The organism is Streptomyces sp. NPDC127100 (genome assembly GCF_042724095.1).
Classification (GTDB): domain Bacteria; phylum Actinomycetota; class Actinomycetes; order Streptomycetales; family Streptomycetaceae; genus Streptomyces.
Genome location: NZ_JBHXFL010000010.1, coordinates 62,181 through 76,055, shown reverse-complemented (window position 1 = coordinate 76,055; position 13,875 = coordinate 62,181). Strand labels below are relative to the sequence as shown.

General features: G+C 73.1%; 13 protein-coding genes. 2 read left to right on the top strand and 11 right to left on the bottom strand.

What is annotated here, in order from left to right; all coding sequences use genetic code 11:
• The first annotated feature begins 120 nt into the window (after positions 1 to 120).
• Both ACFWJB_RS13145 and ACFWJB_RS13140 read left to right on the top strand, forming a co-directional pair.
• Positions 121 to 3,228 (top strand): CHAT domain-containing protein, encoded by a 3,108-nt coding sequence (locus tag ACFWJB_RS13145; protein WP_386922160.1) that lies wholly within the window; start codon positions 121 to 123, stop codon positions 3,226 to 3,228.
• Complete coding sequence (locus ACFWJB_RS13140; RefSeq protein WP_385457881.1) at positions 3,228 to 3,968, top strand: hypothetical protein; 741 nt, start codon at positions 3,228 to 3,230, stop codon at positions 3,966 to 3,968. The genes ACFWJB_RS13145 and ACFWJB_RS13140 overlap by 1 nt, the downstream gene beginning before the upstream one ends.
• A 58-nt stretch (positions 3,969 to 4,026) precedes the next feature.
• Here the strand turns inward: ACFWJB_RS13140 and nusB are convergent, their stop codons facing one another.
• The 11 genes from nusB to ruvX form a co-directional block, all read right to left on the bottom strand.
• Positions 4,027 to 4,461, bottom strand: coding sequence for a transcription antitermination factor NusB (gene nusB, locus ACFWJB_RS13135; protein WP_385470946.1), 435 nt, complete (start codon positions 4,459 to 4,461; stop codon positions 4,027 to 4,029).
• Positions 4,462 to 4,463: 2 nt separating this feature from the next.
• Positions 4,464 to 5,030 (bottom strand): elongation factor P, encoded by a 567-nt coding sequence (efp, locus tag ACFWJB_RS13130; RefSeq protein WP_385470944.1) that lies wholly within the window; start codon positions 5,028 to 5,030, stop codon positions 4,464 to 4,466.
• A 63-nt stretch (positions 5,031 to 5,093) separates the two neighbouring features.
• Positions 5,094 to 6,200 (bottom strand): aminopeptidase P family protein, encoded by a 1,107-nt coding sequence (locus ACFWJB_RS13125; protein ID WP_385470942.1) that lies wholly within the window; start codon positions 6,198 to 6,200, stop codon positions 5,094 to 5,096.
• Positions 6,201 to 6,349: 149 nt separating this feature from the next.
• On the bottom strand, positions 6,350 to 7,198 hold the full coding sequence (locus ACFWJB_RS13120; RefSeq protein WP_385470940.1) for a Pro-rich N-terminal domain-containing protein: 849 nt from the start codon (positions 7,196 to 7,198) through the stop codon (positions 6,350 to 6,352).
• Positions 7,199 to 7,394: 196 nt separating this feature from the next.
• Entirely contained in the window at positions 7,395 to 8,486 is a 1,092-nt protein-coding gene (gene aroB / locus ACFWJB_RS13115; protein ID WP_385470938.1) for a 3-dehydroquinate synthase, read from the bottom strand.
• Positions 8,483 to 8,998 carry a shikimate kinase gene (locus ACFWJB_RS13110; protein WP_385470936.1) on the bottom strand — a complete coding sequence of 172 codons (516 nt, stop codon included), beginning with the start codon at positions 8,996 to 8,998 and terminating at the stop codon, positions 8,483 to 8,485. The genes aroB and ACFWJB_RS13110 overlap by 4 nt, the downstream gene beginning before the upstream one ends.
• Positions 8,995 to 10,179, bottom strand: a complete 1,185-nt coding sequence (gene aroC / locus ACFWJB_RS13105; protein WP_385470934.1) for a chorismate synthase — start codon at positions 10,177 to 10,179, stop codon at positions 8,995 to 8,997. Before aroC ends, ACFWJB_RS13110 begins: the two co-directional genes overlap by 4 nt.
• Before the next feature lie 162 nt (positions 10,180 to 10,341).
• The gene (locus tag ACFWJB_RS13100; protein ID WP_386922156.1) at positions 10,342 to 10,677 is read right to left on the bottom strand and encodes a hypothetical protein; all 336 of its coding nucleotides are present in this window, start codon (positions 10,675 to 10,677) and stop codon (positions 10,342 to 10,344) included.
• A 48-nt stretch (positions 10,678 to 10,725) separates the two neighbouring features.
• Complete coding sequence (locus tag ACFWJB_RS13095; RefSeq protein ID WP_386922154.1) at positions 10,726 to 11,562, bottom strand: shikimate dehydrogenase; 837 nt, start codon at positions 11,560 to 11,562, stop codon at positions 10,726 to 10,728.
• Positions 11,552 to 13,279: an endolytic transglycosylase MltG gene (gene mltG / locus ACFWJB_RS13090; RefSeq protein ID WP_385470928.1), complete on the bottom strand. Its 1,728-nt coding sequence runs from the start codon at positions 13,277 to 13,279 to the stop codon at positions 11,552 to 11,554. The genes ACFWJB_RS13095 and mltG overlap by 11 nt, the downstream gene beginning before the upstream one ends.
• Before the next feature lie 129 nt (positions 13,280 to 13,408).
• Positions 13,409 to 13,873: a Holliday junction resolvase RuvX gene (ruvX, locus tag ACFWJB_RS13085; protein ID WP_386922151.1), complete on the bottom strand. Its 465-nt coding sequence runs from the start codon at positions 13,871 to 13,873 to the stop codon at positions 13,409 to 13,411.
• Positions 13,874 to 13,875: the final 2 nt, after the last annotated feature.

Sequence of the window (13,875 nt, the reverse complement as noted above, 5' to 3'; positions counted from 1 at the left end):
CCCCCTGGCGCGTTTCCCGGGCGTCCCGGTCCGCGGCCCGGCTGCCCCGATCCGGCACGCGAACCCGCCCCTCTGTGCCACGATCCTGCCATCCGAGCCGATGTCGGACTGGGGGCGGCCATGTCGGTGAGTGACCGGACGGACGAGGTACTGGACGCTCTGGTGAGTCTCGTGCAGGACGTCCACGACGGCCATGTCGGCGAGGACGCGGCCGAGCGGCACGTCCGGACCGCCGACTGGCCGCTGACCCCGGACCGGACACGTCGTCTGGTGGAGTTCGGCAGGCATCAGGTCGAGGCCGGTGCGCCCGCCGCGGGGTACCTGGTGGCCCGGCTCCTCATGGCCCTGTCCGAGCAGCGGTGGGGGCGGGGCATGTCCTCCCCGTGGTGGCAGGCCGCCGACCTGCTGGTGGAGGCCGTGCGACTCGACCTCGCGGAACGGCCGAGCGGGGTCCGTCTCCGGCTGGCCTGCGCCGTGGCCGACGAGCAGATCGAGGTCCTCCGGCAGGCGGGGGAACTGGAGGAACTGGCCGAGACCATGTACGCGGCGGGTATCCTCCGGGTGCACCCGCACATCGCCGCTCCCGTGCTGGACGACGCGCTCGCCCTGCGGGAACGGCAGCTCCGCGACCTGTTCCTCGGCCGCCTGTTCGCCCCGGGCCCCGGTGGAGGGGACGACGGCCCCGGCTCCGTCGACGCACTGCCCCATCCCGTGGACGCCGCGCGGGAGGCCCTCCCCTACCTCTACGGGGCGGCGGGCCTGAGCCGCGGGCACGAGCACGCCCGCTGTCTGAGCGCGGTGAACGAGGCCCTGGCCATCCTGATGAACGACCCGGGCGCCGAGAACTGGATGATGGAATCCTGGCTGGACAACTGCCGGTCCGCCGTGCGGCTGCTCGACCCGGCGCGCGACCCGGTGAACGGGTTACGGCTGCGGCGGATCCTCGCCCACTACGACGGTGTGCCCGCCCCCGACACGCTCGGGACGCTGCTGCCCCTCCCGCTGTCCCGGCTGGTACGGACACGGGGCGAGCGGGAGACCCGGGTCGCGGTGGACCAGGCGCTGCTCCTGCTGCGGGAGACCGGTCGGCGCGACCCGCTGCGGCGGCTGGTGGCCGCCGTGCACACCGACCTGCCGGAGCCGAGGGAGCGGGAGCGGCTCTGGGAGGTCTGGCAGAGCCACGCGCACGTGCTGCCCGGGGACCCGACGCCCTGCCCGGCCGAGGACACGGACGCCGAGATCGGGCTCGCGTTCGCCGGCACACTCGCGGACCCGGCCGCCAAGGCCGCTCCCCTCGTGCACTGCGCGGCGCATCTCTACGGGGCCGGGCTCGCGCGGGCGGCCCGCGCGGTGCTGGACCGGCTGCCCGACGGGATGGAGGATGCCGCACCCGAGGTCGGCGACGCCGTGCGATGCCTGCTGGGCAGCGTCTCGGCCGCGGCCGCCCGGGCGCACCGGCTGGAGGGTGAGCCGGCGAAAGCCGTCCACCTGCACGCGGTGGCCGCCTGCCACTACGCCGTCCTGGGGCTGCGCGGACAGGTCCGGCGCGAGCTGGAACGGATGGTGGACTGCGCCGACGCGGGCGACGGCGAGGCCGTCATGCGGGCGGTCGTCCTCCTTCGCACCGCGGTCGCACCGCTGCTGGAGTCCGGCGTGTACGAGCCCTCGGCCGTCGCGCTCGCCGCGGCGGCCCAGCGACTCGGCGGCCTCCTCCCCCGGGAGCGTCGGTCGGATGTCGCGCCGCTGATGCTGCACGCGGCCGCCAAGGCGCTCGACTTCTCCCGCGCGCTGCAGTCCCCCGGCCCCCGGCGCCCCGCGCCGGTGCTGGTGGAGCTCCGCGACCGGGTCCGCGCACTGGAGGCCGGGCACGCCGGGAGCGTGCTGCCGCGTATCGACGACGTCGCCGAGGACGACTTGGAGATGCTCTGCTACGCGGGCCCCCAGGAACACGCGTCGGGCCACGGCGATCCCGCGCTGCTGGGCAATCTGCGGCGTTCGTTCGACCGTCAGCTCTCCCGCAGTCTGTACCTCTTCCGGCCGGAGCGCCCGGACTCCGGTCACCCTCGGCTCGAAGACGTCGTGACGGGCCTGCCCCACGACACGGTGCTGATCTCGCTCTGGATGGCGGAGCAGCCGCCGGGAACGGAGCCCGGCGGGCCGGACGGCGGACCCGCCGCGGCGCTGCACTTCCTGACGATCAGCGCGGAAGGCGTCCAGGACCTGCGGGTACGGTGGTTCGAGGGCGTGTCCGGCGGCCTGATCCAGGTGCGCGGGGACGGCTACCGGCAGGTCCTGCATCCTTTCGCCCATCACGTGGCCTCGGTACGGGCGGTCGCCCAGGCCGACCCGCTGTACCGGGAGGTGACCCGGGCCGGCGAGGAGGAACTGGACTTCGGTCCCTTCATCGGTGAACTCGAGGACGTGCTGGCACGACTGCACGGCGAGGGCAAGCGCCATCTGTGCTTCTGGGCTCACGGCCCCTTCCACTTCATGCCCTTTCCCCTGCTGCGGCTGGCGGGGCGTCCCCTGGCCGACGACTGGACCGTGACCACCGTGCCGAGCCCGGTCTGTGTCACCGGCTCACGGACCCGCGGGGCCCGGGCCGGCTCGGGGCTGGTGTCCCTGGGCGCGGCGCTGGGCGGCACGCCCTGGGGGCTGCGGCCGGAGCCGGGCCTGGACGCCCACGCGGCGGCGGTCGCGGCGTTCGCGGACGGCGTCACCCTGACCGGCCCGGAGGCGACGCCCGCGTCCTTCCTGGCCCGCGCCGAGGGCGCCCGCTACCTCCACGTGGCGGCGCACGGCGCGCACAGCCGGGACGCCTCGTGGTTCCAGTGCCTGTACCTCGATCCGTCGGGGGAGGGGGCGGACGGCAGGCTCTTCGGCCACGACGTGCTGGCCCACGACCTGCGCGGTGTCGACCTGGTCACGCTCGGTGCCTGTGAATCGGCCCTCGGGCGCTTCGACCTCGCCGACAACCCCCGCGGGCTGCCCGCCGCGTTCCTGCTGGCCGGTGCCAGGGCCGTGGTCGGCTGTCTGTGGCCGGTGCGGACCGACGCGGCCACGTGCTTCTTCGGTGAGCTGCACGGGCACCTCGCCGCCCACCACGACACCCGGCGCGCGTTCCGTCACGCCCAGACAGTCACCCGCGACCGCTTCCCCCAGTACCGGGACTGGGGGACCTTCGCCTATCACGGTGGCTGGACACCCCCCGAGGAGAGAACCGTCTGATGGTTCTGGAACTGCCCTCGCTCACTCGGTACGACGTCGATCTGGTCGCGCCCGCGACCCTTCAGGGCAACCAGGCCGAGGAGCGCGTCCGCCGGCGGCTGACCGTCACCGAGCCCTACGTCACCCGGCGGACTCTCGGGCAACTGCACGAACTGGGAGTCGACCCCGCCCTGCTCTCGGCCTCGTCCCCGGACGACGACTACTTCCTGCTGGCTTTCGGCTGCGCGTTCCGGCCGGGGCCCGTGGGCGACCCGGCGTCGTTCAAGGAGGCGAGCATCGGCATCCGGCTCGGCTCGCCCGAGGGCGCACGGCCGCCCGCGGCGCTGGCCCTGTCCCCCGGCACGGGGAGCGTCCCGGGCGGGAGCGGCTTCCGGATCGCCCTGTCGGTCCCCCTGGGCGTGGCGGAGCCGGCCGTCGAGTACGCGGCGAACGGCACGAAGGAAAAGCGGTACGTCACCGCCTACGGCGCGGGCAGCAGCAATCCTGAGTGGCGGCTGTGCGATCGGCGGGGGCATCCGCTCGACGGGGACGTCCTGCTGGCGGTGGTGGTGTGCGGTGCCGCGGGCACCCCGGTGCTGGCCGAGGTCGCCGTGGCGGCTTCCCTCCGGCGACGGATGCTCACGTGGGTCCGGGCGGAGCTGCCGCCGCGGCTGCACACGATCGATCTCGCGGCGCGTGCGCCACGGGACCTGCCCGGGGGCGCACCCGGAGTCCTGCCGCCGGGACCGGACGGCCGGTAGACGACGGCAGGGCCCGCGGACGGATCCGCGGGCCCTGCCATGGCACGTGGGACGGACGTCAGGCCTCTTCGCGGCGCAGCGAAGGCTTCAGTTCCTTCAGCCGGCCGAGCAGACCGTTGACGAAGGCCGGCGACTCGTCCGTGGAGAACTCCTTCGCCAGCTGCACCATCTCGTCGAGGACGACGGCGTCCGGGGTCGCGTCGACCCAGATCAGCTCGTACGCGCCGAGACGCAGGATGTTGCGGTCGACGACCGGCATGCGGTCGAGCGTCCATCCGACCGAGTACTGGGCGATGAGCTCGTCGATGCGCTTCGCGCGCTCGGCGTAGCCCTCGACGAGCTCCATCGTGTACTCGCTCACCGGCGGCTGCCGGGTGTCGGACCGGGAATGCCGGACCCAGTCCGCGAGGACCGTCAGCACGTCGGCGCCGCGCTGGTCGCCCTCGAAGAGGATCTGGAAGGCGCGCTTGCGGGCCGTGTTGCGGGCAGCCACGGTTAGCTGTTCACCCGGCCGAGGTAGTCGCTCGTACGCGTGTCGACCTTGATCTTCTCACCGGTGGTGATGAAGAGCGGCACCTGGATCTGGTGGCCGGTCTCCAGGGTGGCGGGCTTGGTGCCGCCGGTGGAGCGGTCGCCCTGGACACCCGGCTCGGTCTCCTGGACGACGAGCTCGACGGCGGCGGGCAGCTCGACGAAGAGCACCTCGCCCTCGTGCTGCGCGACGGTGGCGGTGAAGCCCTCGATCAGGAAGTTGGCGGCGTCGGCGACCGTCTTGCGGTCGACCATCAGCTGGTCGTAGGTCTCCATGTCCATGAAGACGAAGTAGTCGCCGTCCATGTACGAGAACTGCATGTCGCGCTTGTCGACAGTGGCCGTCTCGACCTTGACGCCGGCGTTGAAGGTCTTGTCGACGACCTTGCCGGAGAGCACGTTCTTGAGCTTGGTGCGCACGAAGGCGGGGCCCTTGCCGGGCTTGACGTGCTGGAACTCGACGACGGACCAGAGCTGGCCGCCTTCGAGCTTGAGCACCAGGCCGTTCTTGAGGTCGTTCGTGGAAGCCACGGTTGCGGAATCTCCTGGACTGGACTGACGTGGACGACCCCGGGGCGTGCGCACAGCGCGAGGCTAGAGCGCGAGCAGCTCCTTGGTCGTGATGGTGAGTAGCTCGGGTCCGCCGTCCGCCTCGGGGCGCACGACGAGCGTGTCATCGATCCGGACACCGCCCCGGCCCGGGAGGTGGACCCCCGGTTCGACGGTGACCGGCACACAAGCGTCCAGTTTACCCATGGCCGCCGGGGCCAGCTGCGGGTCCTCGTCGATTTCGAGTCCCACACCGTGCCCGGTGAGGGCCGGAAGGTTCTCCGCGTACCCGGCGGAGTCCAGTGCCTGGCGGGCCGCGCGGTCCACATCACGGCAGGCGGCGCCGGGTGCGAGGGCCTCCCGGCCGGCCCGCTGGGCGGAGAAGACGAGGTCGTACAGCTCGATCTGCCAGTCGGCCGGAGAGGTGCCGATGACGAACGTACGGCCGATCTCGCAGCGGTAGCCGCGGTACGTCGCGCCCAGGCACACGGAGAGGAAGTCGCCCTCCTCCACGCGCCGGTCGGTGGGCCGGTGACCCCGGCGGCCCGAGTTCGGGCCCGTGCCGACGGAGGTCGGGAATGCGGGGCCGTCGGCGCCGTGGTCGACCAGGCGGCGTTCCAGCTCCAGGGCGAGGTGCCGCTCGGTGCGGCCGACGAGGATGGACTCCAGGAGTTCGCCGAGGGCCTGGTCGGCGATCTCGGCGCCGATGCGCAGGCAGGAGATCTCCTCCTCGTCCTTGACGACCCGGAGCTGCTCGACCGCCTGGCCGAGGTCCGTCAGGCGCAGTCCGGGGGCGACCGAGCGCATGGCCCGCTGCCGGGCGACGGTGAGGTGGTGGTCCTCGGTGGCGAGGGATTCGGCGCCCTGGGCCGCGGCGAGGCCGGCCGCGGCGACGGCCGGGTCTCCGCCGGGGCCGGGCAGGGCGCGCAGCGGCAGTGCCTCGTCGGGCCGGCCCTCGGCGGGCCGTTCGTCCGGTGGTCCGGAGCACACCAGGAGATCCTCGGTCTTGCCGAGCAGCAGCACGGCGCCGTGCGGGGCGGCGCCCGCGAGATAGCGCACGTTGGCGGGCCGGGAGACGAGCGCCGCCGCGCTGCCGCCCGCGTTGCAGCGTTCTCGTAGGCGCGTCCGGCGGGCCGCGTACACCTCTGACATGACCCGAGCGTATGGGCTCCGCTGCGGGGGCGCCGCTCGGGAGAGGCCGAGTGGGGAGACGCGGGGTATGCCCGGGCGCGCGCCCCGCGGCGGAGCCGCATGTCGATACCGCCCCGTGCCTCTTGCGGGGCGCTCCGGTGGTCCCCCGCCTACCAGCTCGGGGGGCTTGCTATCGAGCGGGCGAGAACCTCGTTCAGGACCTGGGCCGTCTCCGGGACGTCGAGCTGGGAGTTGTCGATGATCGGGAGGCCCGAGCCGTACCAGCCGGCCATGCGGCCGTGGATGCGGGCGACCTCTTCGTCGGTGAGCCGCCGGTTGCCGCTGCGCTCGGCGTTGCGCTCCAGGACGATGTCCAGCCCGGGCAGCAGGACGACCGGGAGCAGCCCGGGTCCGACGTGCCGCTTCCAGCCGCCCAGGCCGACGACCGGGCGGTCCGGGAAGACGGCGTCGTCGAGGATGCACGAGATGCCGTTGGCCAGGAAGTTGCGCGCGGAGAAACCGCAGGTGCGGCGGGCGAGGCGGTACTGGGCCTCGGAGTTCTCGTTCCACCCGGACTGGGGGTCGGCGAAGCCGGAGCGGACCCATTCGCGCACGTCGTCGAGGCTGATGTGGGCGGTGGGCACCCTGCGGTGGTCCGCCCAGTACTTGGCGACGCTGGTCTTGCCCGCGCCCGCGGGGCCGATGAGCAGCACCGCGAGGGTGGTGGTCGCCGGATCGGGCACGGCCGCCGCGGCGGGCGGCATGCTGGGCGCGGCGACGGGACCGCCGGGCGGCAGCGGGACGTGGCCGGTGGTGTCCGGCACGGGCGGTGGTGCCGGGGCCTGCAGCGGGGGCCCGGGGTGCGGGGCCTGCGCGGGGTAGCCCGGCGCCACGGGCGGAGGCACGGGGGCGGAGCCCTGGTGCGGGCCCGGGTGGTGTGCGGCCGGGGACCAGCCGACGGCCGGTCCGTGCCCCGGCTGAGGGGGCGGCGGCAGCGGAGAACCCACTGCGTGCTGCATCCGGTGCCACTCCGTCTCGTACAGGCGATGGGCGCTGACAGCGGGTCGGGTACCCGCTCTCCCCCACAGCCTAAAGGGCGTGGGAGGGGCCCCACCCGAACGGTACCGTCCCCGGCCGTCCTTTGGGGAAACGGCCGGGGGCGGTCCGAAGTGCCCGTCCCGCGAGGCGAATCGGACGGAAGGTGCGACGGGGGACCTACTCGCCCACCTCGCCGTAGGCGGCGAGGAGGACGGCCGGGTCGGGTCCCTCCAGGACGGTGGGCTTGGCCAGTCCGTCCAGGACGATGAAGCGCAGCAGGTCGCCGCGGGACTTCTTGTCGACCTTCATGTTCTCGACCAGCTTCGGCCACTGGTCGTAGCGGTAGTGCAGTGGCAGGCCCACCGATTCGAGGATGCTGCGGTGGCGGTCGGCGGTGGCGTCGTCCAGCCGGCCCGCGAGGCGGCCCAGTTCGGCGGCGAAGTGCATGCCGACGGAGACGGCGGCGCCGTGGCGCCACTTGTAGCGCTCGTTCTTCTCGATGGCGTGGCCCAGGGTGTGACCGTAGTTCAGGATCTCCCGCAGGCCCGCCTCCTTGAGGTCGGAGGAGACGACCTCGGCCTTGACCCTGATCGAGCGCTCGACGAGTTCGGCCGTGTGCGGTCCGGCCGGGGTGCGCGCGGCCTGCGGGTCGGACTCGATCAGGTCGAGGATCGCCGGGTCGGCGATGAAGCCGGCCTTGATGACCTCGGCGAGGCCCGAGACGTAGTCGTTGACCGGGAGGGAGTCCAGGGCGGCCAGGTCGCACAGGACGCCGGCCGGCGGGTGGAAGGCGCCGACGAGGTTCTTGCCCTCGGCGGTGTTGATGCCGGTCTTGCCGCCGACAGCCGCGTCGACCATGGCCAGCACGGTGGTCGGCACGGCGATCCAGCGCACTCCGCGCAGCCAGGTCGCGGCCACGAAGCCGGCGAGGTCGGTGCTGGCGCCGCCGCCCACGCCGACGATGACGTCGGTGCGGGTGAACCCGGACTGGCCGAGCGCCTTCCAGCAGTAGGCGGCGACCTCGGCGGTCTTGGCCTCCTCGGCGTTGGGCACCTGGATGGCGATCGCGTCGTAGCCCTGCTCGGCGAGGTCGGCGCGCAGGGCGTCACCGGTCTCGGCGAGGGCCTCGGGGTGGATCACGGCGACCCGCTTGGCCTTCGGGCCGATCAGGCCGGCGAGCTCGCCGAGGAGCTGACGGCCCACCAGGACCTCGTAGGGGTCGGACCCCGCGGTGCCGCCGACCTGGATCCGGGTGACTGCCTCGCTCATGCTTCCTTCAACTCCAGTGCGTCCAGGGCGGCTTGCGTTACTTCTTCCGGCGTGCGGCCGTCGGTGCCGACGACGACCGTGGCGACCTCCTCGTAGAGGTGGCGGCGGGCCTCCATCAGCTCGCGCCACTGCTTGCGCGGGTTGACCGCCAGCAGCGGGCGCGCGGCGTTCAGGCCGGTGCGCCTGACCGCCTCCTCGACGTCCATCGACAGGTAGACCACGCGCTGCCCGGCGAGCAGGCCGCGGGTGTCCGCGTCGAGGACCGCGCCGCCGCCGAGGGCGAGGACGCCGTCGTGCTCGGCGACGGCCGTGTGCACGGCCTGCTTCTCCAGGGCGCGGAAGGCCGGCTCGCCGTCGTCCACGAAGATCTCGGCGATGGTGCGGCCCTGCGCGGAGACGATGTCGTCGTCCGTGTCCCGGTACCCGGTGCCGAGGCGGTCGGCGAGGAGCCGGCCGACCGTGGACTTGCCGACGCCCATCGGTCCGACGAGGACGATCAGCGGGGTGCTCATCGGATGGCCAGGTGGTCGAGGTACGAGGTGACGTTGCGGCGAGTCTCGGTGACGCTGTCGCCGCCGAACTTCTCCGCCACGGCGTCCGCGAGGACCAGGGCGACCATCGCCTCGGCGACGATGCCGGCCGCGGGGACCGCGCACACGTCGGAGCGCTGGTGGTGGGCCTGCGCGGCCTCACCGGTGGCGACGTCCACGGTCTTGAGCGCCCGCGGCACGGTCGCGATCGGCTTCATCGCGGCCCGGACCCGCAGCAGCTCACCGGTGGTCAGGCCGCCCTCGGTGCCGCCGGCGCGGCCGGAGGCCCGCTTGATGCCGTCGGGGCCGGTCAGGATCTCGTCGTGCGCCTTGGAGCCGGGCACGCGGGCCAGGCCGAAGCCGTCGCCGACCTCGACGCCCTTGATGGCCTGGATGCCCATGAGGGCGGCGGCCAGCCGGGCGTCCAGACGCCGGTCCCAGTGCACGTGCGAACCGAGCCCGACGGGGACGCCGTAGGCCAGCACCTCGACGACACCGCCCAGGGTGTCGCCGTCCTTGTGGGCCTGGTCGATCTCCGCGACCATCGCCTTCGAGGCGTCGGCGTCCAGGCAGCGCACCGGGTCCGCGTCGAGCCTCTCGACGTCGGCCGGGGTCGGGTAGACGCCGTAGGGCGCCTTCGCGGCCGCCAGCTCGACGACGTGGCTGACGATCTCGATGCCGGCCGTGTCCTTCAGGTACGACCGCGCCACGGCGCCCAGGGCCACCCGGGCGGCCGTCTCCCGCGCGGAGGCCCGCTCCAGGATCGGCCGGGCCTCGTCGAAGCCGTACTTCTGCATGCCCGCGAGGTCGGCGTGGCCGGGGCGGGGGCGGGTCAGCGGGGCGTTGCGGGCCAGTCCGGCCAGCACCTCGGGGTCGACCGGGTCGGCCGCCATGACCTGCTCCCACTTCGGCCACTCGGTGTTGCCCACCATGATCGCGACCGGGGAGCCCATGGTGAGGCCGTGCCGGACACCGCCGAGGAAGGTGACCTCGTCCCGCTCGAACTTCATCCGGGCACCGCGACCGTAGCCGAGCCGCCGCCTCGCCAGATGGTCCGCCACCATGTCCGTGGTGATCGGCACGCCGGCGGGCAGACCCTCCAGCGTCGCGACGAGTGCGGGACCGTGGGACTCCCCCGCGGTCAGCCAGCGCAACCTGCTCAACGGTGCTCCTCAGTGCTCGCGCCCCGGTATGCCCTGCGTACGCGTCTTCTCCGCGTACCGCTGCGGCGTGTCCGGGTGCGCGGGCCCCGGTCCGCCACCTCCGATCCTCCCACGTCCGGCCGCCCGGCCCGTCCGGCGGTCCATCTGACGGACGGGACGGGCTCAGGCGGAGTCGTCGCCCCGGCCCTGCCGGGGCGCGTAGGAACCGAGGAAGTCGGCGCCGCTCGGCCGCGGCCGGGGCGGGGCCTGGGCCGGCGCGTAGGGGCCCAGGTAGTCGGCGCCGCGGCCCTGTCCGGGCGGTACCGCCGCCGGGACCGGCGCACCGTTGCGGACCGCGCGCCGGTGGGCGATCCGGCGCGCCAGCTTCACCACCCAGGACGCGACCAGGGCCAGCACGACCAGGGCGAGCACCGTGATCTGCACCCAGTCGGGCAGGAAGCCCAGTACGGCCTCGAAGATCTGGCTCTTCACGGATGCCAGCGGCACGCCTGTGGACATGGATCGTCTTCCCCTCCCGGTTCCGCCCCCTGCGGAACCGGACGGATCCTAGCGGTCCGCGAGGGCGCGCTCGCCCGCTTTTCGCATGGCCGCCAGCGGGGCCGGGGCGCGGCCCGTCATCCGCTCGACCTGGAGCACCGCCTGGTGCAGCAGCAGGTCGAGTCCGCTGACGACGGCACCGCCGTACGCCGACCAGCGGGCCGCGAGCGCGGTCGGCCAGGGGTCGTACAGCACGTCGAAGAGGGTCCCGGCCTTCTCGGGCACCGCGGAGGCCAGCGCGTCGGTGGTGCCGGCGGGTGTGGTGGCCACGACCAGCGGGGCGTGCAGGGCCTGCTCGGCGTGCGACCAGTCGGCGATGCGCACGGCGACGTCCAGCCGTTCGGCCCAGCCCCGCATCTCGGCGGCGCGTGCCTCGCTGCGCACGTACACGGTGACCTCGCCCGTGCAGACCCGGGCCAGGGCGGCCAGCGCGGAGGAGGCGGTGGCGCCGGCGCCGAGGACGGCGGCGGTGTCGACCTTCTCGATGCCGTGCTCGCGCAGGGCGGCGACCATGCCGGGGATGTCGGTGTTGTCGCCGGTCCTGCGGCCGTCCTCGGTGAAGACGACGGTGTTCACGGCGTCCACCGAGGCCGCCGTGTCGCTGATCTCGTCGAGCAGCGGGATCACCGCCCGCTTGAGCGGCATGGTCAGCGACAGCCCCGCCCATTCCAGGCCGAGCTTCCCGAGGAAGCCGGGCAGCGCCTCCTCGTCGACGTCGAAGCGGTCGTACGTCCAGCCCTCCAGGCCCAGCTCCGCGTACGCGGTGCGGTGCAGCACCGGGGAGAGGGAGTGGGCGATCGGGGAGCCGAGCACGGCCGCCCTCTGCGCCCCGGCCCTAACTGGCATTGAACTTGTCCTTCAGCTTCAGGAAGTCGTCGTGGTTCTTCGCGAATTCGGTCTTGTCCCTGCCGTCGGTGGCCACGAAGTAGATCCAGCCGTCGTTCGTGGGGTCCATCGCCGCCTGGAGCGCCTCGTCACCGGGGTTGCCGATGGGGCCCGGCGGCAGGCCCGTGTTGGTGTAGGTGTTGTACGGGTCCTTGTCGCTGTTGATCTCGGACTCGCCGATGTGGATGTTGCTCTGGCCCTTGGCGTAGTTGTAGGTCGAGTCGAACTGGAGCAGCCGGTTGGTCTCGGTGTTGTCGGGCTTGAGCCGGTTGTAGATGACCTCGGACATCTTGCGGAAGTCCTCGTGATTCTTGCCCTCGGCCTGCACCAGGCTCGCCACGGTGAGCAGCTCCCAGGGGCCGTCCAGACCGAGGCTCTCCGCCTTCGACTCCAGGCCGAGCTCCGTGTACCGCTCGTTGGCCCGCGCCACCATCTGCTTGAGCACGTCCTCGGGCTTCTGGCCCTTGGCCGCCGAGTAGCTGGACGGGAAGAGGAACCCTTCCAGCGGGTCCTTGGTGTTGCGGTGGTTCACCGCCCAGTCGGGCAGGCCGAGGTTCTTCCACTGGGCCTCGGCGACCTTCGCCGTGGTGCCCTTCTTCACCCCGAGCTGCTCGTCGACCTTCGCGTAGACCTGCACGTTGCGCCAGCCCTCGGCGATGATCAGGTTGCTGCGGCTGGCGGGGCTGAGCAGGAGTTCCACCGCGGCCGCGGCCGACATCTCCTTCTGCAGCGTGTACACGCCGTCCTGGATGCTCTTGCCCTCGGGGTTGCTCTGCTGGGCGCTGATGAAGGCGTCGACGCTCTTCACCACGCCCTGGCGCTTGAGCTCCTGGCCGATCGTCGCTCCGCCCGCCCCCTTGGGGATGGTGACGGTCACCTTCTCGCCGTTGCCGTTGCCCGCGTAGTCCGGGGCCGCGCCGAAACGATCCTGGTAGAACTGGAGGCCGAAGTAGCCGACGCCCGCGACGCCGCCGCCGAGCACCAGGCAGACCACGAGGCAGGCGAGACCGCTGCGGCCCTTCTTGGGCTTGCCGCCCCGGCCCCGGCGCTCGCTGCGACCGCCCCGGCCGCCGTCGCCCCCGTCCTCGGGTTGGCCCTCGTCCCCGCCCGCGAAGAAGGCGTGCTCGCCCTCGTCGGCACCGGGATCCCGGTCGGAGCTCCCCGGCTCGGGCTCGGTGCGCCGGCGGCCGGGCGGCTCCGGCGGCGGATACGCCTCCGGGGTGCCGTAGAAGTCGGGCTGCTCCGCGCCGTAGGCGGCGCTCTGCTGGCCGTAGGGGTCGGACGGGTCGCCCGGGTACTGCGCCTGGGGGTGCTCGCCGGCCCCCCAGCCGCCGTTGCCGTAACCCTGGTTCTGGCCCTGATGGGGCTGCGCCTGGGCCGCGTACTGCTGGTCGTACTGCTGCTGGTCGTACTGCTGCTGACCGTACTGGTCGTACTGCGGCCCGGGGATCGGCTGGCCGTACTGGTCGTACTGCTGCTGACCGTACGCGCCCTGACCGCCGTCGCCCCAGTCGCCGTACTGGGTCTGCTGCGGCTGCTGCGGGTAGTGCTGCGGCTGGCCGCCGTAGGGGGACTGCTGACCCGTCTGGGCCTGCTGTCCCTCCCATCCGCCGTCCCCGTACAACGGGTCCTGCGGATGCCACGGTTCGGAGCCCGGGCCCCGGCCATACTCAGTCATCGATCCCCTAGAGCCGCGAGGCGGTGGTCGGCGTGGCCTGTCGTGGGGGGCCGGCTGCCGTTCCGCCTCTTGCTGTGCGGGGGCTGTTCGAAATGCCGCCGCATCGCGCGGAACGTTACCGTATCGCGATCAGATGACCACTTCGACGCCCTCGCCGGGTGCATTGCCTGACACCCGTTCGGATTCCAGCGCCTGCTGGAGGATGATCACAGCGGCGGCCTGGTCGATGACCGACCTGCCCTTCTTGGACTTCACACCCGAGGCGCGCAGCCCCTGACTCGCCGTCACGGTCGTCATCCGCTCGTCGACCAGCCGTACGGGAACGGGGGCGATGCCCTTGGCGAGCTCCTGTGCGAAGCCCCTGACCTTGGCCGCGGCCGGGCCCTCGCCCCCCTTGAGGGAGCGAGGGAGACCGACGACGACCTCGATGGGCTCGTACTCCTCGACCAGCAGGCGCAGACGGCGGTGCGCCGCCGGGACGTCGCGCCCGGGGACGGTCTCCACCGGGGTGGCGAGGATCCCGTCGGGGTCGCAGGAGGCGACCCCGATGCGGGCGTCCCCGACGTCGATGGCGAGCCGGCGTCCTCTGCGCATCG